This is a genomic window from Streptomyces sp. NPDC053432 (assembly GCF_055585365.1).
In genome coordinates this window covers 204,111-229,379 of sequence record NZ_JBVJKF010000001.1, presented here as the reverse complement: position 1 = coordinate 229,379, position 25,269 = coordinate 204,111, and the positions used below count along the sequence as shown (strand labels likewise).

The window sequence follows — 25,269 nt, the reverse complement described above, 5'->3', positions numbered from 1 at the left end:
GGGTGTCAGGTGGCAGAGCGAGGCTCACATTGTCATGTGCCCGGCAGGTAAAGACCATGTGTCCGGCGTGCGGATCTTCGTGTGTGCGGCCGCCGCGGCGCGGGCAGGGTAGCGGTGGCCCGGCGGGGCCGGGCCGATCGCGCACCTCCGTACCGTGAACACCCCTACCGGGAGCAGCCCATGGCAGTGAAGATCCTCATCGTGACCGGCGACGCGGCCGAATCGCTGGAGGTCCTGTACCCGTACCAGCGCCTGCGCGAGGAAGGGTACGAGGTCCACATCGCGGCGCCCGCGGTGAAGAAGCTGCGGTTCGTGGTCCACGACTTCGAGGAGGGCTTCGACACCTACACCGAGAAGCCCGGCTACACCTGGCCCGCCGACGTGGCCTTCGCCGACGTGGCGCCGGAGGAGTACGCGGCCCTGGTCGTGCCCGGCGGCCGTGCGCCGGAGTACCTGCGCAACGACCCCGAGGTGCGGCGGATCCTGGCCGCCTTCGCCGAGGCGGACAAGCCGATCGCCCAGATCTGCCACGGCCCCCTGATCACGGCCGCGGCCGGGAGCCTGTCCGGGCGCCGGGTGACCGCCTATCCCGCGCTGGAGCTGGACATGAAGGCCGCCGGGGCGGAGTTCGAGGACTCCGAGACGGTGGTCGACGGCACCCTGGTCTCGGCCCGCGCCTGGCCCGACCACTCGCGCTGGATGCGGGAGTTCCTCACGGTGCTCCGCGGCAAGGCCCCGGTGGCCTGATCCCGACGCCCGTCACCGCGCCCGGCCCGCGCTCCGCGGGCCGGGCGCGGTGAAGGGGAGGCTCCCCATTCCCTTGTGAAGTGTCCGGGCGGGCATGCTGACGGGACAGGGCGGGTGTGTTGAGGTGGGTGGGTCAATCGATGCTGAATTCAAGGCAGTTGAAAGGACACCACCGTGACTGGACGACCCTTGGGCAGGCGCGGGTTCATCGGGGCGGCCGCGGCCCTCGGCGGCGTCGCGCTCGCCGGCCCGCTCGCCCCGCTCGCCCAGGCCCGTACGACGGCCGACGAGCCCTCGCCCGCCGGTTCCCGCCCCGACGCCACTTCCCGCCCCGACACCGTCGCCACCCCGGCCGGCTTCCAGCCCGAGGGCATCGCCGTCTCGGGCCGCGGCGTGGCCTACACGGGATCGCTGATCGACGGCTCGATCTACCGCGCCGACCTCGCCACCGGCACCGGCCGGATCATCACCCGGGGCCAGGGGCCGATGTCCGTCGGCCTCAAGCTCGACGCGTACGGCCGGCTCCTCGTCGCCGGCGGCGACAGCGGCCAGATCCGGGTGATCCACTCCGGCGACGGCCGCGTTCTGGCCACGCACCAGGCCGCCACGGGTACGGCCTTCATCAACGACGTGGTCGTGGGATGCGGCGGGGCCTGGTTCACCGACTCCTTCGCCGACGTGGTGTACTTCCTGCCCGCCGGCCGCTCGCTCACGGGCGCCGAGGCCGCGCCGCGCCCGCTGCACCTCGGCGGGGAGTGGGTCCCCGTCCCGCCCGGCGGCCAGTACTGGGGCGCCAACGGCATCGAGCGCACCCCCGACGGTCAGGCCCTGCTGCTGGTGCACGACACGGCCGAGGCCCTCTTCCGCGTCGACCCGCGCACCGGCACCGCGACCCGGACCGTCCTCGACGGCGGCTCGGTGGGCAACGGCGACGGGCTCGTGGTCCACGGCCGCACCCTGTACGTCGTACGCAACTGGGCCTACGCCGTGGACGTGTTCACGCTGAGCGGGGACGGCCGCCGCGCCCGGTTCACCAAGCGGATCACCGACCCGCGCTTCGACGAGCCCACCACCGCGGCCGTGTACGGCGACCGGCTCTACGTGGTCAACGCCCGCTTCGACGCCGACTGGGCGGACCCGGCCACCGCCTCGACGATCGTCAGCTGCCCGCTGTGACCGCGGGGGCCTGGTCGGCCTTGTAGTCGGCGCCGAAGTTCTTCTTCACCGCCGCCTCCCAGGACCCGTCCTCGACCATCTTCTTCAGAGCGGCGTTGATCTTGCCCTGGAGTTCCTTGTTGCCCTTCTTGACACCGATGCCGTAGTTCTCGACGCTCAGGTTCTGGTTCGTGAGCTTGAACTTGCCCTCGTTCCCCTTCCGGGCCGCGTAACCGGCCAGGATGGAGTTGTCCGTGGTCATCGCGTCGACCAGGTGGTCCTGAAGGGCGACGAGGCACTCCGAGTAGCCGGCGACCTCCAGGATGCCCGCCTTCGGCGCCAGCTTGTTCTTGAGGTTCTCGGCCGAGGTGGAGCCGGTGACCGAGCAGAGCCGCTTGGCGGGATTGTTGAGGTCCTCGGCCTTGGTGATGCTCGTGTCGTCGGCGCGGATCAGCAGGTCCTGGTGCGCCACGAAGTACGGGCCGGCGAAGTCGACCTTCTCCTTGCGCTTGTCGTTGATCGAGTAGCTCGCGGCGACCAGCTCGACCTCGTTGTACTGCAGCAGCAGCTCGCGGTCGTTGCTGTACACCTGCTTGAACTCGATCTGGTCCGCCTTGTAGCCGAGCTCCTTGGCTATGTAGGTGGCGACGTCCACGTCGAAGCCGGTGAAGCTGCCGTCCGGCTCGCGCATCCCGATGCCCGGCTGGTCGAACTTGATGCCGACCGACAGGGTCCCCTGGGCCTCGTTGTCGCCACCGCACCCGGCGGTGGTGAGGGTGAGGGCGATCACTGCGGCGACCGCACCGGCCTGGGGAACCTTCATCTTGCACTCTTTCTTTGGACGCGGCGGTGTACGCCGGGATCGCCGGTCGCGTGGAACCGCGGAGACGTGGGGGGACGTCGAGACACGCGTACGAGGAAGACGCGTGTACGAGGAAGCTAGGAAGGTGACCGGCTCAGCGTCACTAGATCTGAGCAAAACTTGAGGATAACGATCCGGACCGACCGGCGATCCTGCGGCCGATCGGCGCCCGGACGGAAAAAAGGGGCGGCATGGGAACCGGTTCGGTGAGGGTGCACGGAAATGCTCTGATACTCGGAGAAGGGGTGCGGATCCACTTCATCCGGACTTTGCGCCTTCCCGAGTCCGGTACGCACGCGCTGCCGCCGGGACTGGGGGAGTTCCCGCTGCGCCGCGTGGAGGACCATCCGGACACCGTGCCGCCCGAGTGGCTCGCGAAGGGCGGCGTGATGCTGCCCGTGTACCTGCGCGAGGCGATGTGGCTGCGCTTCGGCGGCACCCCCGAGCCGGCGGCGCTCCAGGTCGGGGTCGGCAGGGTCTGCGCCGTCTCCGGCGAGCGCTGGACGGGCCGGCTCGCGCGCGACCCCCAGAACTACGTCACGCTGCCCCGGCAGCCGTGGCTGGACGGGATCAACTCCGGCGACGGGACGGTGCGCCAGTTCGTGGCCGTGCCGCTGGGGCTGGGCGCCACCGTCGAGGGCCAGGTGACCGGCGAGGAGGCCACCGGCGGGGTGCAGCTCCAGGCGTTCCCGCTGGGCCCGGAGGCGCTCGCGGCATGGCGGCGGGCCCGGGCGGCCCGGGTCGATCCGTGGGCGGGGAGGCCGGGCGGGGGCGGAGCCGCCGGGTGCGGGACTCCGCAGGCCCCCGGAGGCGCCGGGTACGGGCTCGCGCCGGCCCCCGGCGGCTTCGGCGGCCCGGCGCCCGCGGCGGTGCCCCCGCAGATGCCCGCGCCCATGACGCAGGCGCCCCTGATGCGCGGCGGCGCCCCCGGCTCGGCCCCGCCGCCCGCGGCTCCCGCGATGGGGCTCGGTGCGGGAGGCACCATGCGCCAGGAGGTCTACCGGGACGACCGGCCGCTGTCCGACTGGGCCCGGGAACCGGCCGGGCGGGTCTTCGTCCACCTGGTGCCCCCGCCCGCCTGGCGGCGCATCACCGGGGAGGACGCCCCGCCCTCTCCGGTCGACCGGGCCGCCTACACCAAGGCCGGCCTGCCCTGGTTCCACCACTACGACGAGTCCGCCGCCGACCTCCCGGCGGCCGACGCGCTGGGGCGGGTCAAGCCGGTGGGGGAGTGGCTCGGCGACGACCACGACCCCTGGGTGGAGCCCGCCCCCGGCCAGATCAAGCCGCTGGGGAACGCCCCGCGGCCGGGCAGGCCCGTACGGGACGGCGACTGGTAGACCGGATGCGGGGCGGACGACGGGGGCGGGGCCGACTGGCTGGGAACGTACGGCCGTTCGGCCCCGGCGGCAGTGTGCATGGGATCATGGCCGGGCCATACCCGTTGAACGGAGGGGGAGTTCGGTGACCGGTGTACGCAAGGGCCTGGCCAAGGTGGAGGTCGCCCTGAAGTGGGATCCCAGCCCGGCCGGCACGCCCGCGAACGACCTGGACATCATCGCCGCCGCCTACGGGGCGGCCGACCTCCACCGGGAACCCGTCCAGCTGGTCCACTTCGGCAGGCGCTCGCCCGACGGCACGATCACCCTGAACCGGGACAGCCACACCGGCCAGGGCTTCGGCTTCGACGAGGTGATGACGATCGAACTCGACCGGATGGGCGAGGACGTGCGCCGGGTCGTCGTCGGCGTGGTGATCCAGAACACCCTCGCGAGCGCCGCCGGCGGTGCGAAGACCTTCGCAGGCGTCGGCGGTACGGGTTTCCGGATCCGGGAGGGCCACACCGACCTGGCGCAGGGCGACTTCGGGGACGTGCCGACCGCCACGGCGGCCACGGTGGCCGAGTTCCTCCGGGACTCCTCGGGCACCTGGTCCCTCGACGCGCGGGTGCGCGGCTTCGACGCCGATCCGGAGGAGTACGTGCGGGAGATGGGCTCCGCGAGCTGACGGCCCGCGCAGCCGCGCCGTCGTGTGACCGTGCGGCCGTGCGGTGCAGGGCGGCCCACACGGCCCGGGCGGCGGCCACTCTTCGAGTGAGTGACCGTCGCCCGGCCCGGGTGGTGCGCTGCCACCGTCCCCACGAGGCAGCGCGGGCAGGCAGCCGTCAGGTCATCGGGACGGCGGCCCGCCGGTTTCAGGGGGTCCGACCGCCGGGCGGCGACAGACCCAGCGAGGGCAGCATGACCGCGTCGACGAACCGGACCAGGTAGTCGGCGTCGGCGTACTCGCCTTCCAGTACGTGGCGGATCCGGAGCACGCCCATCAGCTGTGCGGGCAGGAACTCCACGGCCGGGTGGTCCGCGGTGATCTCGCCCCGCGCCACCGCCCGCTCCACCATCGCGTCGAAGGCCGCCAGCTCCGGCTCGACCAGTGCCTCGCGCAGCGCCGACTGGAGCTCCTCGTCGCTCAGCACCGCATGCCCGAGGGCCTGCGTCAGCCGGGTGTCCCGGCCCGAGGTGCACGCCGCGATGCGCGCGGCCTCGCGCAGATCGCCGGCCAGCGACCCGGTGTCCACCGCAGCGAGCGTGCCCTGCCGGTTCGCGCGGAGGGCTGCGGCGACCAGCCGGGGCTTGGTCCGCCACTGCCGGTAGAGCGTGGACTTTCCGCAGCTGGCGCGGGCGGCGACGCCCTCCATGGTCAGGGCCTCGTAGCCGTGCTCGCGCAGCTGCTCCAGGACGGCGTCGAAGAACTGCTGCTCCCGCTCCGGCGTGATCTTGGAGCGGCGCGCGGGGGCCGGCGGCGTCGACGTCATGGATGCGGCTCTCCTCGGGGCGCCTCGGTGGCGGGGTCTGGTGAAAGTCTACGGGAACGCGAGCGTATCGGTACAGGGTCGTATCGATACGCGAATGTATCGATACACTGGCGTGTCGATATCGGCCCGGAAGCAGGCCGAGGTCAGGGGGGCGCAGGACCGATGCGTGTGCGAAGAGGAAGCGAGACCGGCGGATGAAGACCCACACCACCGGGATATCCGAGGAGCCCGGCCAACCCGGGTCGGCGCGTCGCCGGCTCATACGCGAGCTGCTGCTCGTCGCGGGACTCTTCGCCTTCTACAAGGCGGGACGGACCCTCTCGACGGGCCGCACCGACGCGGCCTTCCGCAACGCCGGGTGGACCTGGGACGCCGAGCGCGCCCTGCACCTGCCCGGGGAGGGAGCGGTGCAGCGCCTGCTGCTGCACGGCGACGCCCTCGTGCACACGGCCAACACCTACTACGCCGCGGTCCACTTCCCGGCGACCGCTCTCTTCCTGATCTGGCTCTGGGTCCGCCGCCCCGGCCACTACCTGTGGGCCCGCCGGGTCCTGGCCGTCCTCACCGGAGCCGCCCTCGTCCTGCACCTCGCCTTCCCGCTGGCCCCGCCGCGGATGCTCGCAGCGGCCCGGCTCGTCGACACCGGCCAGGTGTACGGGCCCAGCGTCTACGGAGCCGAGCCGGCCGCCGACACGATGGCGAACCAGTTCGCCGCGATGCCCTCCCTGCACTTCGGCTGGGCGCTGATGCTCGCGCTCGGCATGATCGCGGCCACCACCTCCCGGTGGCGTGCGCTGTGGCTGCTGCACCCACTGGTGACCCTGCTGGTGGTGGTCGGTACGGCCAACCACTACTGGCTCGACTCGATCGTGGCCGCCGTCCTGCTCGGCGCGGCCCTCCTCGTGGTCCCGCGTCCGACGGGTCCGCCGCGGTCGCCGCGTCCGCCGCGGAGCGGTTCCCCCGACCGGGCCGCCACCGCACTGCCGGCGCCGCGAACGGCCCCGGCCCCGGCCCCGGCCACTGCCACCGCCCCGGCCACTGCCACCGCCTCGGCCACTGCCACCGCCCCGGCCACTGCCACCGCCTCGGCCCCGGCCACCGCCTCCGCAGGAGCACGCCCGTGAACGCCACCGTTCTCGCCGTCGCGCTCTGCCTCGCCTCGGCCGTCACGTACGCGGCCGCGGCCGTCGCCCAGGAGCGGCTCGCCCGGGCCGCCGTCGCGCGCAGCGTCGGGGCCCTCCTCGGCAACGGCGCCTGGTGGTGGTCGGCAGGGCTGAACGCCGCCGCCGCGCTGCTGCACGCCGCCGCCCTGCGGTACGGGCCGCTCACCCTGGTCCAGCCGCTCGGCGCGCTCACCCTGGTGGCCGCGGTCCCGCTCGGCGCGCACGGAGCCGGGCGCCGGGTCGCCGCCACCGAGTGGCGGGGCACCCTGGCCACCGTCGCCGGGCTCGGCCTGCTGCTGCTCCCGGCTTCCGGACCGGCCCCCGACGACACCCTCTCCCTGGCCGAGGCCTTCGCCGTCTCCGGCGCGACGGCCGCCGTGATCCTGCTGCTGACCGCCCGCAAGGACCCGCGTTCGGGGCTCCGGCACGCGACCGCGTCCGGGCTCGCCTCCGCGGCCGCCTCCGCCCTGACCCAGACCGTCGCCGTGGCGGGCGGCCGGGGCGGGGACCTGCTCAGCGTCCGGGTCGTCGCGGCGGCCCTCCTCGTCGTGGTGTTCGCGGTCGGCGGGATGCTGCTGTCCCAGCGGGCCTACCGGGGCGGCCTCGGCGCCCCGCTCGCCGTGGTCAACCTCTCCAACCCCCTCGCGGCGGCCGCCATCGGCATGCTCCTGCTGGGCGAACGCCTCCAGGGCGGCGCGCTGGGCGTGCTGCTGGCGGTGGCCGGAGCCCTCGCCGCGACGCGCGGGGTGCTCCTGCTGACCCGGACACCGCCCGCCGCCATGGCCGGAGCCGCCGCCTGAGAACCGTTCCGGTCCGCGCCGCGTCCTCCCCGGAGAACAGCGGACCACCGAAACGGAGTGACTGGGCATGGGAATCGTCAGCTGGATCGTCCTGGGACTGCTGGCCGGGGGCATAGCGAAGTTCCTGCTGCCCGGCCGGGATCCCGGTGGCCTGATCGTCACCACCCTCATCGGCGTCGCCGGCTCGTTCATCGGCGGCTGGCTCTCGGCGAAGTTCCTCGACAAGCCGATCCAGACCGAGTTCTTCGACCTCACCACCTGGGGCGCCGCCATCGCGGGCTCGCTGGTCCTGCTCATCGCCTACCGGATCCTCTTCGGCCACTCCCGCCGCTGACCGCGTCGGTGAGCGAGTGCCGGGCGGCCGTTACGCTGGCCGCACGGCGCGACGTACGAGCGACAACGAGCAGCGAGGAACCTCCAGCGACATGAGCGTCACCCCCGTCCCCACGGCCGACCTGTACGACGAGCACGGCGAGGCCCTCGGCATCTGTGCGACGCGGTTCCGGCAGCTCGGCGGCCGCCGGCTGTTCGCCGGTCCGGTGCGGACCCTCTCCTGCCACGAGGACAACGCGCTGCTGCGCGAACTCGTGCACGGGCCCGGCGAGGGCGCCGTCCTCGTCGTGGACGGCGGGGGCTCGCTGCGCACCGCCCTCGTGGGCGACCTGATCGCCGGCGCCGCCGAGCGCAACGGCTGGGCGGGCCTGATCATCAACGGCGCCGTCCGCGACAGCGTGGCCCTCGGCGGGCTCGACCTCGGCGTGAAGGCGCTGGGCACGGTCCCCCGCAAGAGCGGGAAGACCGGCGCGGGCGAGGTGGACGTGCCCGTCACCATCGGAGGCACCACCTTCCGTCCCGGGGACACCGTCCACGCCGACGACGACGGCGTCGTGGTCCTCCCGGCCTGAGCCCCGTCCTTCCGGCGGGCCGGAGTCCCACGTCCGGCGCGCAGGGCCGCGGGGCCTGCGCCGCGAGGGGCGAGATCGCGCCACATCCGCCGGGCCCGCCCTGGCGCCGCCCGGGCGGGCCGGGTTTCACTGCGGGCCCATGAGACGAGACAGGATCATGGGCCCGCTCTGCGCGATCGCGCTGGCGGCCGGCACCCTGGCCGCCGCGGGACCCGCGCACGCAGCCCCCGCGCACGCCGCCACCGCGCGCACCACGCCCGCGTACGCGACGGCCGCGCACGCCTCGACCGGGACCCCCGTCGCCACCCGCCCCGCGACCGCGCCGGCGGGCGACCCGCCCGCAGAGTTCGGCACCGACTGGCACGACCCGCTGACACCCGCCCCGCCGGTCGTCCGGCCCGGGACCCGGTCCTGCCGGGTGACCCTCGCGGAGGCGCAGTTCCGCGACTTCACCCCCTACCGCGGCGGCTACGCACCGCCCGCGGACTGCGGCCCCGGGAACTGGGCCAAGGTGGTGCTCCGCCTCGACGGCAAGGTCAAGGGACGCCAGTACGACCGCCTGGGCAACCTCACCCTCGGCGGCGTCGAGATCCTGCGCACCTCCACCCCGCAGCCCTCTCCCGACGGCATCGCCTGGTCCGTGGAGAAGGACGTCACCCGCTACCGCGACGTCCTCGCCCGCCCGCAGCCCGTCGAGATGCTCATCGGAAACGTCGTCGACGACACCTACACGGGAATCATCGACGTCAAGGTCACCCTGACGTTCCACGCCGCCGAGGGCGGCACCCCGCCGGCCCCGGACACCCCCGACCGCGTGCTGCCCCTCACGACCCCCGCGGTCACCACCCCGCGCAACACCGAACGCCTCCTCGCCGAGGTGTACGCCACCGGCTCCGGCGGCGGCTGCGAGGAGTACTGGTACATGACCGTCCCCGACCCGGCCCCGTACTCCTGCAAGGCGGAGAAGGGCCCCCACCGCGAGGTGAGGATCTCCGTCGACGGGCAGCCGGCGGGCATCGCCGCGCCCTTCCCGACCGTCTGGACCGGCGGCTGGTCCAACCCCTTCCTCTGGTACGTCACCCCCGGCCCCCGCGCCTTCGACGTCCAGCCGATCCTCTACGACCTCACCCCCTACGCCGCCCTCCTCAACGACGGCCGTCCGCACCGGATCGAGGTGACCGTGGCCGGGGTCCCGGCCGGGCAGAGCGGCTGGAGCACCCCGACCAACCTGCTGCTCTGGCAGGACGAGGCCCGCGAGACCGTCACCGGGGCCCTGACCCGGCAGGAGCAGGGCGAACCGGCCGGCTCCACCCGCTGGACGCCCTCAGCCCCCGGCGGCGAACACCGCCTGGACACCGAGGGCAGCCACCGGCTGACCGTCTCCGGGTACCTGGACACCTCCCACGGCCGGGTCACCACCACCGTCACCCGCGCCGTGCGGGGCACCTCCGTGCACCGCTGGACCGAGGGCGAGGACCGGGACGCGCTGACCGCGACGTGGACCGACGAGGAGAGCGTGACCCGCGGGCCCACCACCACCCGTACCGTCCGCACGTACACGATGGACGGCGCGACCACCCTGGGGGCCGGGGACCGGCTGCGGACCGTCCTCTCGCTCGGCGACCGCGCCGACACCGTGACCCTGCGCGGCGGCCGCGGCGTCGACGTCACCCGCCTCGACGACGGGTACACGGGCGACGCCACCTACACCGCGAACGTCCCCCGCGACCAGCGCCACGCGGTCGCCACCACCTCCGCCCGCTACCGGCTGCACGGGTCCGGGGCGCCGGGCGGCTGCTACGACCGCACGATCACCACCGTGCAGGGAACGCTGACGGTGGACCGGCGACGCTGCTGACGGCGCGGGGGCCTACGATGACCGGCCATGAGCAATGGTGAGGCCGGCAGACAGATGATCGACGGGCGATTCGAACTCGTCGCCCCCCTGGGCAGCGGGGGAATGGGTACGGTGTGGCGGGCCCGCGACGTCGCCCTGCACCGCGAGGTCGCACTCAAGGAGGTGCGCCCGCCGGACCCGGCGACCGCCGCGGCCCAGCCCGGTCTGGCCGATCAGCTCCGCGAACGGGCCGTCCGCGAGGCCCGCGCCCTCGCCCGCCTCGCCCACCCCCACGTGGTGACGATCCACCACATCGTCGAGCCGCCCGAGGGAGCGGACGGACACCCGTGGATCGTGATGGAACTCGTCCGCGGCGGTTCGCTGCACGACAAGCTGGCGGCCGGCCCGCTGCCGCTCGCGGACGTGCTGCGGACCGGCCTCGACGTGCTGTCCGCGCTGCGCGCGGCACACGCCGAGGGGATCCTGCACCGGGATGTGAAACCGGCCAACGTGCTGCTGCGGCCCGACGGATCGGCGGTGCTCACCGACTTCGGCATCGCGGCCCTGCAGGAGTCGACGGGGCTCACCGCGACCGGTGTGCTGATCGGGTCGCCGGAGTACATCGCGCCCGAGCGCGTGCGGGGCGAGGAGGGGCTCGCCGCCTCCGACCTGTGGTCGCTGGGCATGATGCTGTACGTGGCCGCGGAGGGAGTCCATCCGCTGCGCCGCGCCACCAGCCTGGCCACGGTCGTGGCCGTACTGGACGAACCGATCCCGGCGCCCGTGCGCTCGGGCCCGCTGGGAGCCGTACTGGAACGGCTGCTCGTACGGGACCCGGCCGCGCGGCCCGACGGCGCGCGGCTGGAACAGCTGCTCCGGGACGCGAGCACCGCTCTCGCAGCCGGAGCCGGAGCCGGAGCCGGAGCCGGGGTTGCCCCCGCCCCCGTGGCCGCGCCCGTCGTCGCATGCGTCCCCGCGTCGCCCTACGGGCAGTACGGGCCGCCCACCCCGCCGCCGTTCGGCCCGGTCCCCCCGTCCCCCTACGCGGCCCCCACGACGCCCCTCCCCTCGGCGCCGGCCCCGCGCAGGCGCCAGGCCCTCATCGGCGCCGTCGCCGTGGTGGTCCTGGCGGCCGCGGTCACCGGGATCGTCCGGGCGCTGCCCGACGGGAACGCCGACGGCGGCCGTGACGGCGCGAAGGGTGGCTCCTCCGCCCGCCCCTCCGTCTCGACGAGTTCCGGCGCCAACCCGCCCGCCACCGCCACCCCCGGCGCGAAGACGGGCGGGTCCCAGGCGAGCGCGCCCCGGGGCAGCATGCTCACCCCGGAGAACATCCGGATCGCCCTGGAGGCCTTCAAGCAGCAGGCGGGCACGACCACCTTCGTGGACCTGACGGTCTACGACGGATACGTCCTCGCCTCCATCCCCACAGCCCCCGGTGCCGAGACCGTCGACGCCTGGCAGTACCGCGACGGCGCAGCCAAGCGCACCGGTCCGGACGGCACGGTCAAGGAGGGCGAACCCCTGATCGACATGGCCTCGGTCAACTGGGACGCCCTGCCCGGCCTGCTGGAGCAGTCCAAGAAGGACCTGAAGATCCCCAACCCGGCTTCGCGCTACGTCATCGTCGAACCCTGGATGATGGACCAGGTCCCCTGCATGCGCCCCTACCTCACGGACGAGTACGGCCGCGGCGGCTACGTGCTCGCCGGGACCGACGGCAAGGTCAAGAAGGTCGTCCCCTTCTGACATCGTGCACCTGTACGCACGTACGGTCCGACACGCCGAGGAGCACCACCGACATGGCCAGCTGGCGCAACTCCCTCACGGGGGCCGGGATCTCCGGCCCCCGGCTGCGCGACGACTACACGCGGGCCGCCCGCCGGGTGCTGCGCCGGGAACCCGCCCCCTACCTCGCCCTGCGCCTGCTGGCCGCGCCGGCGCTGGTGCCGTACCTCGCCGCCGGTCTCGCCTTCATGAACCTGGTCGACGACGTGGCCGAGACCGGCACGCCCGGTCAGCGGGCCGACGGAATCGCCGCGCTGACCGGGCGGGTGGAGGAGGCCCTGAAGACCGGGGACGGCCCCGACCCCGTCCTGCGCGCCTACGCGCACGCGGTCCACACCCGTGCGCTGCCCCCGCATTGGATATCCCGCTTCCTGGACGGCGCCGCCACCGCCGAGGCGGGCTTCGACGGCTTCGGCACCGAAGAGGACTTCCAGGCCTACCTCGACGCCTACGCCTGGCCCGGGGTTCTGGTCTTCACCGGACTCCAGTACCAGGGCGGCCCCGACCCCGAACAGGCCGCCGGCTGGCGGCGGTTCGTCGACGCGGCCCAGCGCGTCGACTTCCTCGCCGACCTGTCCGGGGACCTCGCGGACGGCCGCCTGTGCATTCCGCGCAGCAGCCTCGCCGAGCACTCCGTCACCCGGGCCGACCTCGAACGGGCCCGCGACACCCCTGCCGTGCGGGCCCTGCTCGCCGCCGAGACCCGGCGCGCCCGGACCTCCCTCGACGCCACGGACGGCATCCTCGGACTGGCCGAACCGGGACTGCGTCCGGTGATCGCCACGATGCGGGAACTGATGGAGCACCAGCTGACCGCGGTGGAGCGCGCGGGGGTCACCGCCCTGCGCCGGGACGTCGGCTACGGGCTGGTGGCACCCCTGCGCACCCTCGTGCGTGCCCGGAGGGGGCTCAGTAGGCCCCGTTGACGTTGTCGATGGAACCGTAGCGGGCGGCCGCGTAGTTGCACGCCGCGGTGATGTTGGCGACCGGGTCGTACGAGTTCAGCGAGGTGCCCGGCACGTGATAGGCCTGGAAGGTCGGGTCGATGACCTGGAGCAGGCCCTTGGACGGGATGCCGTTCTGGGCGTTGATGTCCCAGTTGTTGATGGCGAGCGGGTTGCCCGAGGACTCGCGCATCACGTTGCGGTGAATTCCGTTGTAGGTGCCGGGAATTCCGTGCTTGGCCATCACGGCCAGGGACTCGCGGATCCACCCGTCGAGGTTGTTCGGGTAGGCGGGCGCGGCGGCGGGCTTGAGCGCGGTCCGGGCGGCGGAGCGGCTCGCACGGACGGCCTCCGGCTGGGTACCGAGCTTCAGCTCGATGCCGGGCCGGATGATCGACGGATTGTTGCCGATGACGCTCTTGTTCGCCGCGTAGAGCGTCTTCCAGCCGCCCTTCACGGAATGCTTCGACGCGATCCCGGAAAGGGTGTCGCCGGCCTTCACCGAATAGGTCGCGGCAGCGGCCGCGGGGGTCGCGGCGGCGATGGTGCGCGCCGCGGGAGCGGTGGTCGTCTCCACTGCCCCAGCGGTGGTCGCGCTGATCAGCGGGAGGGTGAGGGCCGCGCCACCGGTGCCGGCGAGAGCCAGCTTGCGGGTGATCTTCTGGTGCTTCGGCCGACGGTGCTTACCCTTTGCGGGCATGGCGGAATTCCTCACGTGGGGGGACGGGAGACCCTGGTGGGTGGACCGGATTCGGCTGGGGACCACCGGGAGTGAGGTGACCGTAGGTGAGTCCGCCGGGCGGCAACAAGACCCGAATTCCGCCGGTAGATCGACTTCCTGCTTTAGGTCCGGAAAATGACCTTGGTGACGTACCGGCGAAATAGCCGATTCCCTTTCCAGGAAAAGGGAATCGGCCGTCCCGGAGGAATGATGTTGGAGGAATCGCCGTGACTCACATCACGGGCCGGAGGCCTCGCGCCCAATCCGGACAAGTCCGGCCCGCATGCGGCTCATTCGGGCGACTGGCCCTTAGGTGGCGAAACGTCTGAATCGGACGTTTTCGGGCGCCGAATTCCTACGGTTCGAGCTCCGCGAGCCGCTCCAGCGCGGCCGACACCGCCGCCTCGGACGCCGGCAGCAGCGGGAGCCGCACACCGGGCGACGGGATCCGCCCCCGCGCGTGCAGGACGCCCTTGACGACCACCGGATTGGGTTCGGCGAAGGCAGCCGCGGACAGTCGCGCCAGGGCGTGCCCCAGCGGCCGCGCCCGCGCCGCGTCCCCCGCCCGCCAGGCCGCGGCGAGCTCCGCGAACCGGTCCGTCGCCAGATGGGCCGAGGAGAGGATGGCGCCCGACGCGCCCATCGCCAGCAGCGGGGACGCGTACGCGTCGTCCCCCGCCAGCACCTCGAACCCGGCCGGCGGGTCCCCGAGCAGCGCGACCGTGTCCTCGCCGATGCCCCCGGCCGCGTACTTCATCCCGGCCACCCCGGGCAGCGCCCCGAGCGCCCGCAGCGCGGCAGCGTCCAGCGGCTGCCCCGTGCGGTACGGGATGTGATAGACGATCAGCGGTACGGGGCTCACCCCGGCCAGCCGCGCGAAGTGCGCCAGCACGCCCGCCGCCGAGGGCCGCACGAACGACGGGACGGTCACCAGGGCCGCCCGTGCCTCCGGCCACCGCGCCAGCCGGGCCAGCGAGGCCTCGGCGGCCCGCGTCGCGCTCGCCCCCGCGCCGACCGTCAGCATCGCGCCCCGCTCCCGGCAGACCCGGGCGCACACATCGGTGACGAGGTCGCGCTCGGCCTCGTCGAGAGCCGCGCTCTCCGCGGTGGTGCCGAGGGCCACGATCCCGGTGGCGCCCGCGTCGAGCACCTCGTGGGCCAGGCCTTCCAGGGCCTCGGCGGCCACCTCCCCCGAGCGGTCGAAGGGGGTGACGAGCGGTACGTGGATCCCCCGCAGTGCGGCGGGGAGCGCAGGGAGCGCATCGGTGTCGAGTGCCATGCCGTAGAGCCTGTCCTGGCAGAACCGACAGATCCAGTTCGCGTTTCTTACGCCATGCGTAAGCTGAGCCGATGCTCGATGTACGACGCCTGCGCCTGCTGCGCGAACTGGCCCGCCGGGGCACCATCGCCGCCGTGGCCGAGGCCCTCGCGTTCAGCCCTTCGGCGGTGTCCCAGCAGCTCGGCGTCCTCGAACGGGAAGCCGGTCTGCCGCTGCTGGAACGCACCGGCCGCCGGGTCCGGCTGACGCCGGCCGGCCGGCACCTGGTCGAGCACGCCGAAGCCGTCCTCGAACGGCTGGAACAGGCCGAGGCCGATCTCGCGGAGGCGCGCGGAGGCCTGGCCGGAGCCCTGCGGATCGGGGCCTTCCCCACCGCGACGCGGGCCATCGTCCCCGCGGCCCTGACGGCCCTCGCCCGGCGGCACCCGGCGCTGGAGCCCATGGTCTCGGAGACCGACCCGGCGGCCGTGGCGCACGCCCTGCGGGCCGGGGACCTGGACGTGGCCCTCGTCCACGAGTACGACTTCGTCCCCGCCGCCCAGGAGCCGGGCCTGGCGACCGAGCCCCTCTACACCGAGGCGATGTACCTGGCCACCCCGCCCCCGGCCGTCGGTCCGTCCCCGGCCGTCGGTCTGGCCTCGGCCGTCGGTCCGTCCCTGGCCGTCGGTCCGTCCCTGGCCGTCGGTCTGGCCTCGGCCGTCGGTCCGTCCCTGGCCGTCGGTCCGTCCCTGGCCGTCGGTCTGGCCTCGGCCCAGGGTCTGGCCTCGGCCCAGGGTCCGGCCCACGGCCAAGCCGGGGTCCCGGTCCACAGCCAAGCCGAGGTCCCGGTCCACGGCCAAGGCTCGACCCAGGGTCCGGCCCACGGCCGGGCCTCGGTCCCGGTCCACAGCCAAGCCGAGGCCCCGGCTCATGGCCAAGCCCTGCCCCCGGCCCACGGTCAAGCCCAGGCCCAGGCCCAGGCCCACGGCCAAGCCCCGGCCCAGGGCCGGGCCTGGTGTGCCGCGGCGGCCACCCCGGCCCATGGCCCTGCGCGGGGGGACGTCCGGGACGGTGGCCCGTCTGCCGTCCTGGCGGTCGGCCCCGCAGGCCGCCGGGCCGACCAGGACTCCGTCCTGCGCGCGCACGCCGACGCGCCGTGGATCACCGCCACGCCCGGCACCCTCTGCCATGCCATGACCCTGCGGGCCTGCCAGGCCGCCGGGTTCACGCCCCGGATCCGCCACCAGGTCGACGAGTTCGCCACCGTCCTCGCCCTGGTCGCGGCCGGCCAGGGGGTCGCCGTCGTACCGCAGCTCGGCATCACCGCCCCCGCCGATCCGGCCGTGCACCTCACCCGCCTGCTCATGAGCCGCCGCACCCAGCTCGCGTTCCGCAGCGGGGCTGCCGCCCACCCGGCCGTGGCCGCCTTCGGCGCGGCCCTGCGCGCGGCCGTGCCGCCGGAACTGGCCGGATCGCGCGCCGTGCCGTGACACAACTGCCCTGCGCGGCGCCGCCCGTGTACGTTCCGTACCGACGGAGCCGACGACAGCAGAGCGGGGTAGACGTGACGCATCGCGTACGAGGGGTCATCGCCCGGAGCAAGGGCGCACCGGTGGAGACGACGACGGTCCTGGTGCCCGATCCCGGCCCGGGCGAGGCGCTCGTACGGGTCCAGGCCTGCGGGGTGTGCCACACCGACCTGCACTACCGCCAAGGCGGCATCAACGACGAGTTCCCCTTCCTGCTCGGCCACGAGGCCGCCGGGATCGTCGAAGCGGTCGGCCCGGACGTCAGCTCGGTGGCCCCCGGCGACTTCGTCGTCCTCAACTGGCGCGCGGTGTGCGGCACCTGCCGGGCCTGCCGGCGCGGTCGGCCCTGGTACTGCTTCGCCACGCACAACGCCACCCAGCCGATGACCCTGGAGGACGGCACCCCGCTGTCCCCGGCGCTGGGCATCGGCGCCTTCGCCGAGAAAACCCTGGTCGCGGCCGGTCAGTGCACCAAGGTGGACCCGGCCGCCTCGCCCGCCGCCGCCGGACTCCTCGGCTGCGGGGTGATGGCCGGCCTCGGCGCAGCCCTGAACACCGGCAACGTCGGACGCGGCGACTCCGTCGCCGTCATCGGCTGCGGCGGAGTCGGCAACGCCGCCGTGGCCGGGGCCCGGCTCGCGGGCGCCTCCCGGATCATCGCCGTGGACCTCGACGACCGGAAGCTGGAGTGGGCCCGCGGCCTCGGTGCCACGCACACCGTCAACGGCCGTACGGAGGACGTGGTCGAGGCGGTCCGGAGGCTGACCGGGGGCCACGGCGCGGACGTGGTCATCGAGGCGGTCGGCCGCCCCGAGACCTATCACCAGGCCTTCTACGCCCGCGACCTCGCGGGCACCGTGGTCCTGGTCGGCGTGCCGACACCGGACATGAAGCTCGAACTCCCGCTCCTCGACGTCTTCGGCCGCGGGGGCGCCCTCAAGTCCTCCTGGTACGGGGACTGCCTGCCCGAGCGGGACTTCCCGCTCCTGACCGACCTGTACCTGCAGGGCCGGCTCGACCTCGACGCGTTCGTCTCCGAGACCATCCCGCTCGACGGGGTCGAGGAAGCCTTCGCCCGGATGGAGCGCGGCGAGGTGCTCCGCTCCGTGGTCGAGTTCCCGTAACCCAGGGGCCCCGGAGGTCCAGGGCCGGAGCCCCGGCGCTCCGGCCCTGGACTCGGGCGGAACACGGCATCCGGGCCCCCGCCGGGGGTGCGTGCCTTCGGCGGGTAGTGCACGAGCAGGTGGACGCGGTCCTGATCACCGCTGAACTGCGTGATCTCTTCGGCGCGGGTCGGGGTCCGCGCGGGCGGCCCGCGGGTCCTGGACCGGCTGCTGGCCCTCGTACGCGACGAGGCCTGAGCCGGCCGGGGCCGGTCGCCTATGGTTCGACGTATGACCGAACAGCAGCCTCAGCAGCCCCCGTTGCCGCCCATGCCCACCGACTGGCGGCGTGCGCTCGCGGTGGTCGCCCACCCCGACGACCTGGAGTACGGCGCGTCCGCCGCCATCGCGGACTGGACGGACGGCGGCCGCGAGGTCGTCTACGTCCTCGCCACGCGCGGGGAGGCGGGCATCGACACCGTCGCGCCCGCCGAATGCGCTCCGCTGCGCGAGGCGGAGCAGCGCGCGAGCGCGGCCGCCGTCGGCGTGTCCGAGGTGGAGTTCCTCGACTACCGCGACGGCGTGGTCGAGTACGGCCTGGACCTGCGCCGGGACATCGCCGCCGCCATCCGCCGCCACCGCCCCGAGCTGGTCGTCACGATGAACCACCGTGACACCTGGGGCGGTGCCGACGGTGGCGGCTACTGGAACACCCCCGACCACAAGGCCGTGGGACGGGCCACCTTGGACGCCGCCGCCGACGCGGGCAACCGCTGGATCTTCCCCGAGCTGATCACCGAGCAGGGCCTGGAGCCCTGGAACGGGGTGCGCTGGGTCGCGGTGACCGGGACGACCACCCCGACGCACGCGGCCGACGCCGGGCCGGGCATGGAGCGGGCCGTGAAGTCCCTCATGGCACACAAGGCGTACATCGAGGTGCTGACGGAGCAGGACCCCGAGGAGTACGTGCGCGGCTTCCTCGGCGGCGCCGCCGAACAGGCGGGAGCCCGGTTCGGCGGCCGTCCGGCGGTGCTGTTCGAGGTCTTCCCCCGCTGAGCCGACGCCCCTACTCTGACGCTTCGTCAGAAGAGGGCGGGGGTGCGGCACGGTGATCGACACCGTCTCCACGGAGATCGCGGAGGGCGAGGAACGGATCCGGCTGGAAACGGCGGACGGGATCGCGGTCCTCACCCTCTGCCGTCCGGACAAGCTGAACGGCTGGAGCTGGGAGTCCACCCGCCAGCTCGGCCTGCTCGCGGACCGGATCCGCTTCGACCCCTCCGTGCGGGTGGTGCTGCTGCGCGCGCAGGGCCGGGCCTTCTGCGCGGGCATCGACGTCACCGCGCCCGGCGGCGCCATCACCGGGGCCTCGGCCGCCGAACGCACCCGCAACTACTACGAGGGCATCCGCTGGGTCCACGAGCGCTTCGCGGTCCTCGCCCGCCTCCCGCAGCCGGTGGTCGCCGCGGTCCAGGGCTACTGCCTGGGCTTCGGCTTCGAGCTGGCGCTGATGGCGGACATCCGGGTGGCCGCCGAGGACGCCGTCTTCGCGCTGCCGGAAGCCGGACTGGGCGTGGCCGTGGACGCCGGCGGAGACCTGCGCGTCGCCCGCGAGGCCGGCGCGGGATGGGCCAAGTACCTGGCCCTGACCGGCCGCCGCATCGACGCGGCGACGGCGCAGCGCCTGAACCTGGTCCAGCTGACCGTCCCGGGAGACGAACTGGAGCCCACCGCCCGGGAGCTGGCGGCGGAGATCGCCGCGAACGCCCCCCTCGCGGTCCAGGGCATCAAGCGCGGCATCGACGCCTACGCCGACGCCGCCCTGCCCGCCGCCCTGGACCGGGTGGCGATGACCGCGGCCCTCACCCTCACCTCGGAGGACGCCCGCGAGGGCTACGGCGCCAAGGCGGCCCGCCGCCCGCCGAGCTTCACCGGGGGCTGACCCCTCACCCGGCGAACGGACCCCGCCCCAGCTGCTCCCGCAGCGGGACCACCTCGGGGTTGACCACGGCCCGGCGCTGCCAGTTCGCCCCGTCGACCACCAGCGTGTGACCGGTGACGAAGCGGGCATAGGGCGAGGCCAGGAAGGTGGCCGCCCAGCCGAGTTCGCGCGGCGCGCCCACCCGCAGCGCGGGCTGCCGGGCGTCCTTGGCGTCGGGCGCTGCCCGCTCCAGGCCGCCGCGGATGTCGGCGGTCATGTCGGCGTGCGGGAACAGCCCGGGGACGAGCCCGTTGATCTGGATGCCGTACGGGCCCCACTCGACGGCGAGGGTCTCCACCAGGTTCTTCACCCCGGCCTTGGCGGCGGCGCTGTGGGCGAAACCCGGGCCGCCCGTCCAGGCGTAGGAGGCGCCGATGTTCACGATGGATCCCGGGCTGCCCGCGGCGAGGTGGCGGCGGCCGAACTCGCGGGTCATGAACCAGGTGCCGGTCAGGGTGGTGTCGACCACCGCCCGCCAGGCGTTCGGCGACAGGTCCTCCGCCGGGCAGGGGAAGTTGGCGGCTGCGTTGTTGACCAGCACGTCCGGGAGGCCGAAGGCCGCCCCGGCCGCGTCGAAGACCTCCGCGACCCGCTCGGGGTCCCGGATGTCGCAGACGGCGGCCGTCACCCGGCCCGCCCCGGGCACCGCCGCCAGCTCGTCCTGCGCGGCCTTCAACTGCTCCGCGCGCCGCCCCGCGATCACCAGGTCGGCGCCCAGCCGGGCGAACTCGGCCGCGATGGCCTTCCCGAGCCCGGTGCCGCCGCCGGTCACGAGGACCACCTGGCCCGCGTACGTACCGGGAGGCAGGGCGGCGGCGCCGGGCGGCGGTGGCGCGGGCAGCCCGCGCAGGGGATTCTCCATGCGCCATCGATAGCGTGCGGGCGCCGAGATCACCATGGCGCGGACGGGATCAGCCCTGCGGTGCGTACGCCTGCCTGCTCGCGCAGGTCCAGATCACCGCTCCCGACCCCGTGCCGTTCCAGTTCAGGTAGCTGCCGCCGACCCGGTCGTCGTCGGAGACCGCGCGGGCCTCGCTGCGGTCGTCCGGCGTGGCGCCCGCGGGGTGCGGGAGGGTCAGCACCGGCCCCGTGCCGGGCCAGTACGCGGCCCGGACGTGGTTGGGGTAGCCCTCGACGAAGGTGACGGCCGTGCCGACGGCCCGGTTCGTGGTCGGGCTGACGGCGTCCAGGGTGAGGTGCGCGTAGCCCGCGACCCGGCCGGGGTCGGCGGGAAGCGCGTCGTAGGGCCGCTTCCAGAGGGCGGGCCGGCGCTCCTGCTGGTCGCGGTAGCTCACCTTCTCGTAGCCGACGACCCGGCCGCGGTCGTCGATGCCGGTCGCATGGGTGCCGATGGTCCTGTCGTTCTCGTTCCAGACCGGGAGGGTGTAGGTCGGGTAGTCGCCCGCGGGCCAGACGACGGGGACGCTCTTGACGACGATCTCGTCGGTCGCCTCGTCCACGTAGTCCGTGTAGGCGGTGCCGAGGATGTCGCCGCGCTTGTTGACGGCGTCGACCGAGCTGATGACGGTGCCCGGGTGCGCGTCCGGGGGTACGGGCAGCTCGCGCACCACCCTGCCGTTCTGCCATTCCTTCGCCACGCCGCCGTCCACGCCGACGACCCGGCCCGCGTCGTTGACGTCCGTCACGGCGGAGAGCGTGGACGTGGTGGTGATCAGTCGGACCGACGGGTCGCCCAGCCGGTAGGTGAAGCCGGCCCCGGGGAAGCCCGGCGCGCCGCTGCGGACCGTGCCCACCATCAGGCCCTTGGCATTGACGGCGCTGACCGAGCCCGTCAGGAAACCCTCGGGCATCGGCACGGCGTGGACCGCGTGGTCGGCGGTCCAGTAGACCGGACGTCCGCCGCTGGAGCCGACCGTCAGGCCCCCCGGCCCGAAGTCGGTCACCGTGCCGAGGCCGCCGGCCGTCAGCTCCGGAAGGACGGTGATGCCGGGCGTGCACGTCGTCGTGGCCGCCGCGGCCGGTCCGGTGCCGGTGATCAGTCCCGCGAGGACGACGGCGGCTCCCGCGGCGGCCGTGGCGCTCCTCCTGCTGATGGCGTTCACTTCTGGTATCCCCCTGAGGTGCGCGGTGCGCGGCATATGCCGTACGGCATCTGCCTGTTGATCTACGGTGCCATGCTGCCCGACGGCGGCCCGTGAACACAGCCCTCCGCCGGAACCGCCGGACGCGGGGCCGCCGTCAACGCGGAGCGGCGCCTTCCCCCGGGGGCGCCGATGGGTTCACAGAACGGCAAGCGACCGCTTAGTATGCGGCGCGGAGCGTGATTCTCGACGGCGGCTGGAGGCCCCGGATGCAGGCATGGCGCGTACACAACCCCGGCGAACCCCGCGAGGTCATGCGTCTCGAAGAGGTTCCCCAGCCGGTGCCCGGCGAGGGCGAGGTGAAGCTCCGGGTGCTCGCCGCCAATGTCAACTTCCCGGACGCCCTGCTCGCCCGCGGGCAGTACCAGATCCGCCCGCCGCTGCCCTTCACCCCCGGCGTCGAGGTCTGCGCCGAGACCGAGGACGGCCGCCGCGTCATCGCCAACCCGAGCCTCCCGCACGGCGGTTTCGCCGAGTACGTCACCGCCCCCGCGCGTGCCCTGCTCCCCGCACCGGAGAGCCTCGACGACGCCGAGGCCGCCGCCCTGCACATCGGCTACCAGACCGGCTGGTTCGGCCTTCACCGCCGGGCCCGGCTCCAGCGCGGCGAGACCCTGCTCGTGCACGCCGCGGCCGGCGGGGTCGGCAGCGCCGCGGTCCAGCTCGGCAAGGCCGCCAAGGCCACCGTCATCGGCGTCGTCGGCGGCAAGGCCAAGGCCCGCACCGCCGAGGAACTCGGCTGCGACCTGGTCATCGACCGCACCGGCGAGGACGTCGCCGGAATCGCCGCCAGGGTCAAGGAGTTCACCGCCGGCCGCGGCGCCGACGTGGTCTACGACCCGGTCGGCGGGGACGCCTACACCGCCTCCGCCAAATGCGTGGCCTTCGAGGGCCGGATCGTCGTCGTGGGCTTCGCGAGCGACACCATCCCCACCCCCGCCCTCAACCACGCACTGGTCAAGAACTACTCGATCCTCGGCCTGCACTGGGGGCTCTACGCCGCCAGGGAGCCCGCCGCCGTCCTGGCCTGCCACACCGAACTCACCCGCCTCGCCGCCGAGGGGGCCGTCAAACCCCTGGTCAGCGAACGCCTCCCGCTGACCGCGGCCGCCGACGCCGTGCAGCGCCTCGCCGACGGGACCACCACCGGCCGGCTGGTCGTCGTACCGTCCCAGGCCCGGTCCCAGGCCCGGCCCCAGACTCCGGCCCAGGAAGGAGCGGCCCGATGACCCGCCCGGCCGTCACCGCCGAGGAACTCTCCGCCCGCGTACGGGACCTGCTCGCGGCCCACCCGCCCGCGACCACCGCCCCCGCCGACTTCCTGCGCGCCCGCTTCGACGCCGGACTCGCCTGGGTCCACTACCCCGAGGGCCTCGGCGGACTCGGCGCGCCCCGCACCCTGCAGGCCGCCGTCGACGCCGAACTGGAAGCGGCGGGCGCCCCCGACAACGACCCGCGCCGGATCGGCATCGGCCTCGGCATGGCAGCGCCCACGATTCTCGCGTACGGCACCGAGGAGCAGAAGCGCCGCTTCCTGCGGCCCCTGTGGACCGGCGAGGAGGTCTGGTGCCAGCTCTTCAGCGAGCCGGGAGCCGGCTCCGACCTGGCCGCGCTCGCCACCCGCGCCGTCCTCGACGAAGCCTCGGGGGAGTGGGTGGTCGACGGCCAGAAGGTGTGGACCTCCAGTGCCCACACGGCGCGCTGGGGCATCCTGATCGCCCGCACCGACCCCGCCCTCCCCAAGCACCAGGGCATCACCTACTTCCTGTGCGACATGCACGCCCCCGGCGTCGAGGTCCGGCCGCTGCGCCAGATCACCGGCGAGGCCGAGTTCAACGAGGTGTTCCTGACCGGCGTCCGCATCCCCGACGCGCACCGCCTCGGCGCCGTCGGCGAGGGCTGGGCCGTCGCCCGCACCACCCTGATGAACGAACGCGTCTCCATCGGCGGCATGCGCATCCCGCGCGAGGGCGGCATGATCGGCCTCGTCGCCGCCACCTGGCGAGAGCGCCCCGAACTGCGCACCCACGCCCTGCACCAGCGGCTGCTGGAACTGTGGGTCGAGGCCGAGGTCGCCCGCCTCACCGGCGAGCGGCTGCGCCAGCAGCTCGCCGCGGGGCAGCCCGGCCCCGAGGGCTCGGGCATGAAGCTCACCTTCGCCCGGCTCAACCAGGAGATCAGCGCCCTGGAGGTCGAACTCCTCGCCGAGGAGGGCCTGTCGTACGACGACTGGACCATGCGCCGCCCCGAGGGCGTCGACTTCACCGGCCGCGAGGCCGGCTACCGCTACGTGCGCGCCAAGGGCAACAGCATCGAGGGCGGCACCAGCGAAATCCTCCTCAACATCGTCGCCGAACGCGTCCTCGGGCTGCCCCCCGAGCCGCGCGACGACAAGGACCTCCCGTGGAAGGACCTGGCCCGATGACCCGCGACCTGCTCTACTCCGAGACGGAGGAGGAGCTCCGCTCCGCCGTGCGGTCCCTGCTCGCCGACCGGTGCGACAGCGCGGCGGTCCTCGCCCGCGCCGAGACCGGCAGGCCGCACGACCCGGCCCTGTGGGAGACCCTTGCCGCCGGGATCGGAGCCGCCGGTCTCCTCGTGCCCGAGAAGCTCGGCGGCCAGGGCGCGTGCCACCGCGAGGCGGCCGTGGTCCTGGAGGAGCTGGGCCGCGCGGTGGCCCCCCTTCCGTACCTGACGAGCTCGGTGCTCGCCACCGACATCCTGCTCGGCTGCGACACCCCGGAAGCCGCCGAGCTGCTGCGGGAGCTGGCCTCGGGCAGGCGGGTCTGCGTGCCGGCCGTACCGCTGACCCTCGCCCCAGGCGCCCCCCTGCCGGCCGCCGTCCGGGACTCCGGTGGCGGAACCCTGAGCGGCGCGGTCACCTCCGTCGCGGACGCGGTGGCGGCCGACGTGCTGCTGGTCCTCGCCGACACCGGGCTGCACGCCGTCCCCGCGGCCGCCGCCGGGCTGACGGACCAGGTCCCGCTGGACCTGACCCGCCCCCTGGCCACCGTCACCCTCGACGGGGCCGCCGGCACCCTGCTCGCAGACCCCGCCACCGCCCGGGCGGCGGTCGCCGGGGCCCTGCTCTCCGGGGCCGGACTGCTGGCCTCCGAGCAGGTCGGGATCGCCGAGTGGTGCCTGACCGAGACCGTCGGGTACCTGCGCACCCGGCACCAGTTCAACCGGCCCGTCGGATCCTTCCAGGCCGTCAAGCACCGCCTGGCCCGGCTCTGGCTCGACGTCGCCTCGGCCCGCGCGGCGGCCAGGGCGGCGGCCGACGCCCTGGCCACCGGGGCTCCCGACACCCCGCTCGCCGTGGCCGTCGCCCAGTCGTACTGCTCGGGCGTGGCCGTCCGCGCGGCCGAGGAGTGCGTCCAGCTCCACGGAGGCATCGGCATGACCTGGGAGCACCCCGCCCACCTCTACCTCAAGCGCGCCAAGGCCGACTCCCTGGCCTTCGGCACGGCCGGCCACCACCGGGGCCTGGTGGCCGACTTCGCGGAGCTCCCGGCGCCCTAGGCCCTGGCGTCCAACTCCCGTCTGCCCCGCGACGCCCGGC

At 74.2% G+C, this 25,269-nt stretch carries 24 protein-coding genes; 18 read left to right on the top strand and 6 right to left on the bottom strand.

The window, feature by feature from the left end; translation table 11 throughout:
• Window positions 1-180 precede the first annotated feature (180 nt).
• Both ACZ6Y1_RS01045 and ACZ6Y1_RS01040 read left to right on the top strand, forming a co-directional pair.
• Complete coding sequence (locus ACZ6Y1_RS01045; RefSeq protein ID WP_469620496.1) at window positions 181-747, top strand: DJ-1/PfpI family protein; 567 nt, start codon at window positions 181-183, stop codon at window positions 745-747.
• Between the two features lie 174 nt (window positions 748-921).
• On the top strand, window positions 922-1,923 hold the full coding sequence (locus ACZ6Y1_RS01040; RefSeq protein WP_469620494.1) for an SMP-30/gluconolactonase/LRE family protein: 1,002 nt from the start codon (window positions 922-924) through the stop codon (window positions 1,921-1,923).
• Here ACZ6Y1_RS01040 and ACZ6Y1_RS01035 read toward each other — a convergent pair.
• The gene (locus ACZ6Y1_RS01035; RefSeq protein WP_469620491.1) at window positions 1,907-2,725 is read right to left on the bottom strand and encodes a glutamate ABC transporter substrate-binding protein; all 819 of its coding nucleotides are present in this window, start codon (window positions 2,723-2,725) and stop codon (window positions 1,907-1,909) included. The genes ACZ6Y1_RS01040 and ACZ6Y1_RS01035 overlap by 17 nt on opposite strands.
• A 230-nt stretch (window positions 2,726-2,955) precedes the next feature.
• Here ACZ6Y1_RS01035 and ACZ6Y1_RS01030 point away from each other — a divergent pair, with 230 nt between their 5' ends.
• Together ACZ6Y1_RS01030 and ACZ6Y1_RS01025 are read left to right on the top strand one after the other, a co-directional pair.
• Complete coding sequence (locus ACZ6Y1_RS01030) at window positions 2,956-4,104, top strand: hypothetical protein (RefSeq protein WP_469620489.1); 1,149 nt, start codon at window positions 2,956-2,958, stop codon at window positions 4,102-4,104.
• A 124-nt stretch (window positions 4,105-4,228) separates the two neighbouring features.
• Complete coding sequence (locus ACZ6Y1_RS01025) at window positions 4,229-4,771, top strand: TerD family protein (RefSeq protein WP_469620486.1); 543 nt, start codon at window positions 4,229-4,231, stop codon at window positions 4,769-4,771.
• Window positions 4,772-4,958: 187 nt separating this feature from the next.
• Here ACZ6Y1_RS01025 and ACZ6Y1_RS01020 read toward each other — a convergent pair whose 3' ends face one another.
• Entirely contained in the window at window positions 4,959-5,576 is a 618-nt protein-coding gene (locus tag ACZ6Y1_RS01020) for a TetR/AcrR family transcriptional regulator (RefSeq protein WP_469620482.1), read from the bottom strand.
• Window positions 5,577-5,770: 194 nt separating this feature from the next.
• Between ACZ6Y1_RS01020 and ACZ6Y1_RS01015 the strand changes: the two genes are divergently transcribed.
• The 7 genes from ACZ6Y1_RS01015 to ACZ6Y1_RS00985 all read left to right on the top strand — a co-directional run bounded on the left by ACZ6Y1_RS01015 (window position 5,771) and on the right by ACZ6Y1_RS00985 (window position 12,995).
• Window positions 5,771-6,700 carry a phosphatase PAP2 family protein gene (locus ACZ6Y1_RS01015; protein ID WP_469620479.1) on the top strand — a complete coding sequence of 310 codons (930 nt, stop codon included), beginning with the start codon at window positions 5,771-5,773 and terminating at the stop codon, window positions 6,698-6,700.
• Complete coding sequence (locus ACZ6Y1_RS01010) at window positions 6,697-7,539, top strand: hypothetical protein (protein ID WP_469620477.1); 843 nt, start codon at window positions 6,697-6,699, stop codon at window positions 7,537-7,539. Before ACZ6Y1_RS01015 ends, ACZ6Y1_RS01010 begins: the two co-directional genes overlap by 4 nt.
• Window positions 7,540-7,606: 67 nt before the next feature.
• Window positions 7,607-7,873, top strand: a complete 267-nt coding sequence (locus tag ACZ6Y1_RS01005; protein WP_469620472.1) for a GlsB/YeaQ/YmgE family stress response membrane protein — start codon at window positions 7,607-7,609, stop codon at window positions 7,871-7,873.
• A 91-nt stretch (window positions 7,874-7,964) separates the two neighbouring features.
• Window positions 7,965-8,444: a ribonuclease E activity regulator RraA gene (gene rraA / locus ACZ6Y1_RS01000; RefSeq protein WP_469620469.1), complete on the top strand. Its 480-nt coding sequence runs from the start codon at window positions 7,965-7,967 to the stop codon at window positions 8,442-8,444.
• A 139-nt stretch (window positions 8,445-8,583) separates the two neighbouring features.
• Window positions 8,584-10,302 (top strand): peptide-N4-asparagine amidase, encoded by a 1,719-nt coding sequence (locus tag ACZ6Y1_RS00995; RefSeq protein ID WP_469620464.1) that lies wholly within the window; start codon window positions 8,584-8,586, stop codon window positions 10,300-10,302.
• 27 nt (window positions 10,303-10,329) lie between these two features.
• A complete protein-coding gene (locus ACZ6Y1_RS00990; RefSeq protein ID WP_469620461.1) occupies window positions 10,330-12,030 on the top strand; it encodes a serine/threonine-protein kinase in 1,701 nt (566 codons plus the stop codon).
• Between the two features lie 53 nt (window positions 12,031-12,083).
• A complete protein-coding gene (locus ACZ6Y1_RS00985) occupies window positions 12,084-12,995 on the top strand; it encodes a squalene/phytoene synthase family protein (protein WP_469620457.1) in 912 nt (303 codons plus the stop codon).
• Here the strand turns inward: ACZ6Y1_RS00985 and ACZ6Y1_RS00980 are convergent.
• Entirely contained in the window at window positions 12,979-13,713 is a 735-nt protein-coding gene (locus tag ACZ6Y1_RS00980) for a LysM peptidoglycan-binding domain-containing protein (protein WP_469620454.1), read from the bottom strand. The genes ACZ6Y1_RS00985 and ACZ6Y1_RS00980 overlap by 17 nt on opposite strands.
• Window positions 13,714-14,089: 376 nt before the next feature.
• Window positions 14,090-15,013 (bottom strand): dihydrodipicolinate synthase family protein, encoded by a 924-nt coding sequence (locus ACZ6Y1_RS00975; RefSeq protein ID WP_469620450.1) that lies wholly within the window; start codon window positions 15,011-15,013, stop codon window positions 14,090-14,092.
• A 71-nt stretch (window positions 15,014-15,084) separates the two neighbouring features.
• Here ACZ6Y1_RS00975 and ACZ6Y1_RS00970 point away from each other — a divergent pair, with 71 nt between their 5' ends.
• The 4 genes from ACZ6Y1_RS00970 (at window position 15,085) to ACZ6Y1_RS00955 (ending at window position 19,566) form a co-directional block, all read left to right on the top strand.
• Window positions 15,085-16,482, top strand: a complete 1,398-nt coding sequence (locus tag ACZ6Y1_RS00970) for a LysR family transcriptional regulator (RefSeq protein WP_469620446.1) — start codon at window positions 15,085-15,087, stop codon at window positions 16,480-16,482.
• Between the two features lie 74 nt (window positions 16,483-16,556).
• The gene (locus ACZ6Y1_RS00965) at window positions 16,557-17,645 is read left to right on the top strand and encodes an S-(hydroxymethyl)mycothiol dehydrogenase (protein WP_469620443.1); all 1,089 of its coding nucleotides are present in this window, start codon (window positions 16,557-16,559) and stop codon (window positions 17,643-17,645) included.
• A gap of 270 nt (window positions 17,646-17,915) precedes the next feature.
• Entirely contained in the window at window positions 17,916-18,680 is a 765-nt protein-coding gene (locus ACZ6Y1_RS00960) for a PIG-L deacetylase family protein (protein WP_469620439.1), read from the top strand.
• Between the two features lie 52 nt (window positions 18,681-18,732).
• Window positions 18,733-19,566 (top strand): enoyl-CoA hydratase/isomerase family protein, encoded by an 834-nt coding sequence (locus ACZ6Y1_RS00955; protein ID WP_469620435.1) that lies wholly within the window; start codon window positions 18,733-18,735, stop codon window positions 19,564-19,566.
• Window positions 19,567-19,570: 4 nt separating this feature from the next.
• On the opposite strand, the gene ACZ6Y1_RS00950 is transcribed toward ACZ6Y1_RS00955, so the two are convergent.
• Both ACZ6Y1_RS00950 and ACZ6Y1_RS00945 read right to left on the bottom strand, forming a co-directional pair.
• Entirely contained in the window at window positions 19,571-20,467 is an 897-nt protein-coding gene (locus ACZ6Y1_RS00950) for an SDR family oxidoreductase (protein ID WP_469620431.1), read from the bottom strand.
• A 49-nt stretch (window positions 20,468-20,516) separates the two neighbouring features.
• Entirely contained in the window at window positions 20,517-21,668 is a 1,152-nt protein-coding gene (locus ACZ6Y1_RS00945; RefSeq protein WP_469620429.1) for a hypothetical protein, read from the bottom strand.
• A 248-nt stretch (window positions 21,669-21,916) separates the two neighbouring features.
• Between ACZ6Y1_RS00945 and ACZ6Y1_RS00940 the strand changes: the two genes are divergently transcribed.
• From ACZ6Y1_RS00940 to ACZ6Y1_RS00930, 3 genes are read left to right on the top strand one after another with little or no spacing between them, the layout of a single operon-like run.
• Window positions 21,917-22,936: an NADPH:quinone oxidoreductase family protein gene (locus ACZ6Y1_RS00940; protein WP_469620426.1), complete on the top strand. Its 1,020-nt coding sequence runs from the start codon at window positions 21,917-21,919 to the stop codon at window positions 22,934-22,936.
• Window positions 22,933-24,132, top strand: a complete 1,200-nt coding sequence (locus ACZ6Y1_RS00935; protein WP_469620421.1) for an acyl-CoA dehydrogenase family protein — start codon at window positions 22,933-22,935, stop codon at window positions 24,130-24,132. The genes ACZ6Y1_RS00940 and ACZ6Y1_RS00935 overlap by 4 nt, the downstream gene beginning before the upstream one ends.
• Window positions 24,129-25,229 carry an acyl-CoA dehydrogenase family protein gene (locus ACZ6Y1_RS00930; protein ID WP_469620418.1) on the top strand — a complete coding sequence of 367 codons (1,101 nt, stop codon included), beginning with the start codon at window positions 24,129-24,131 and terminating at the stop codon, window positions 25,227-25,229. Before ACZ6Y1_RS00935 ends, ACZ6Y1_RS00930 begins: the two co-directional genes overlap by 4 nt.
• Window positions 25,230-25,269 lie beyond the last annotated feature (40 nt).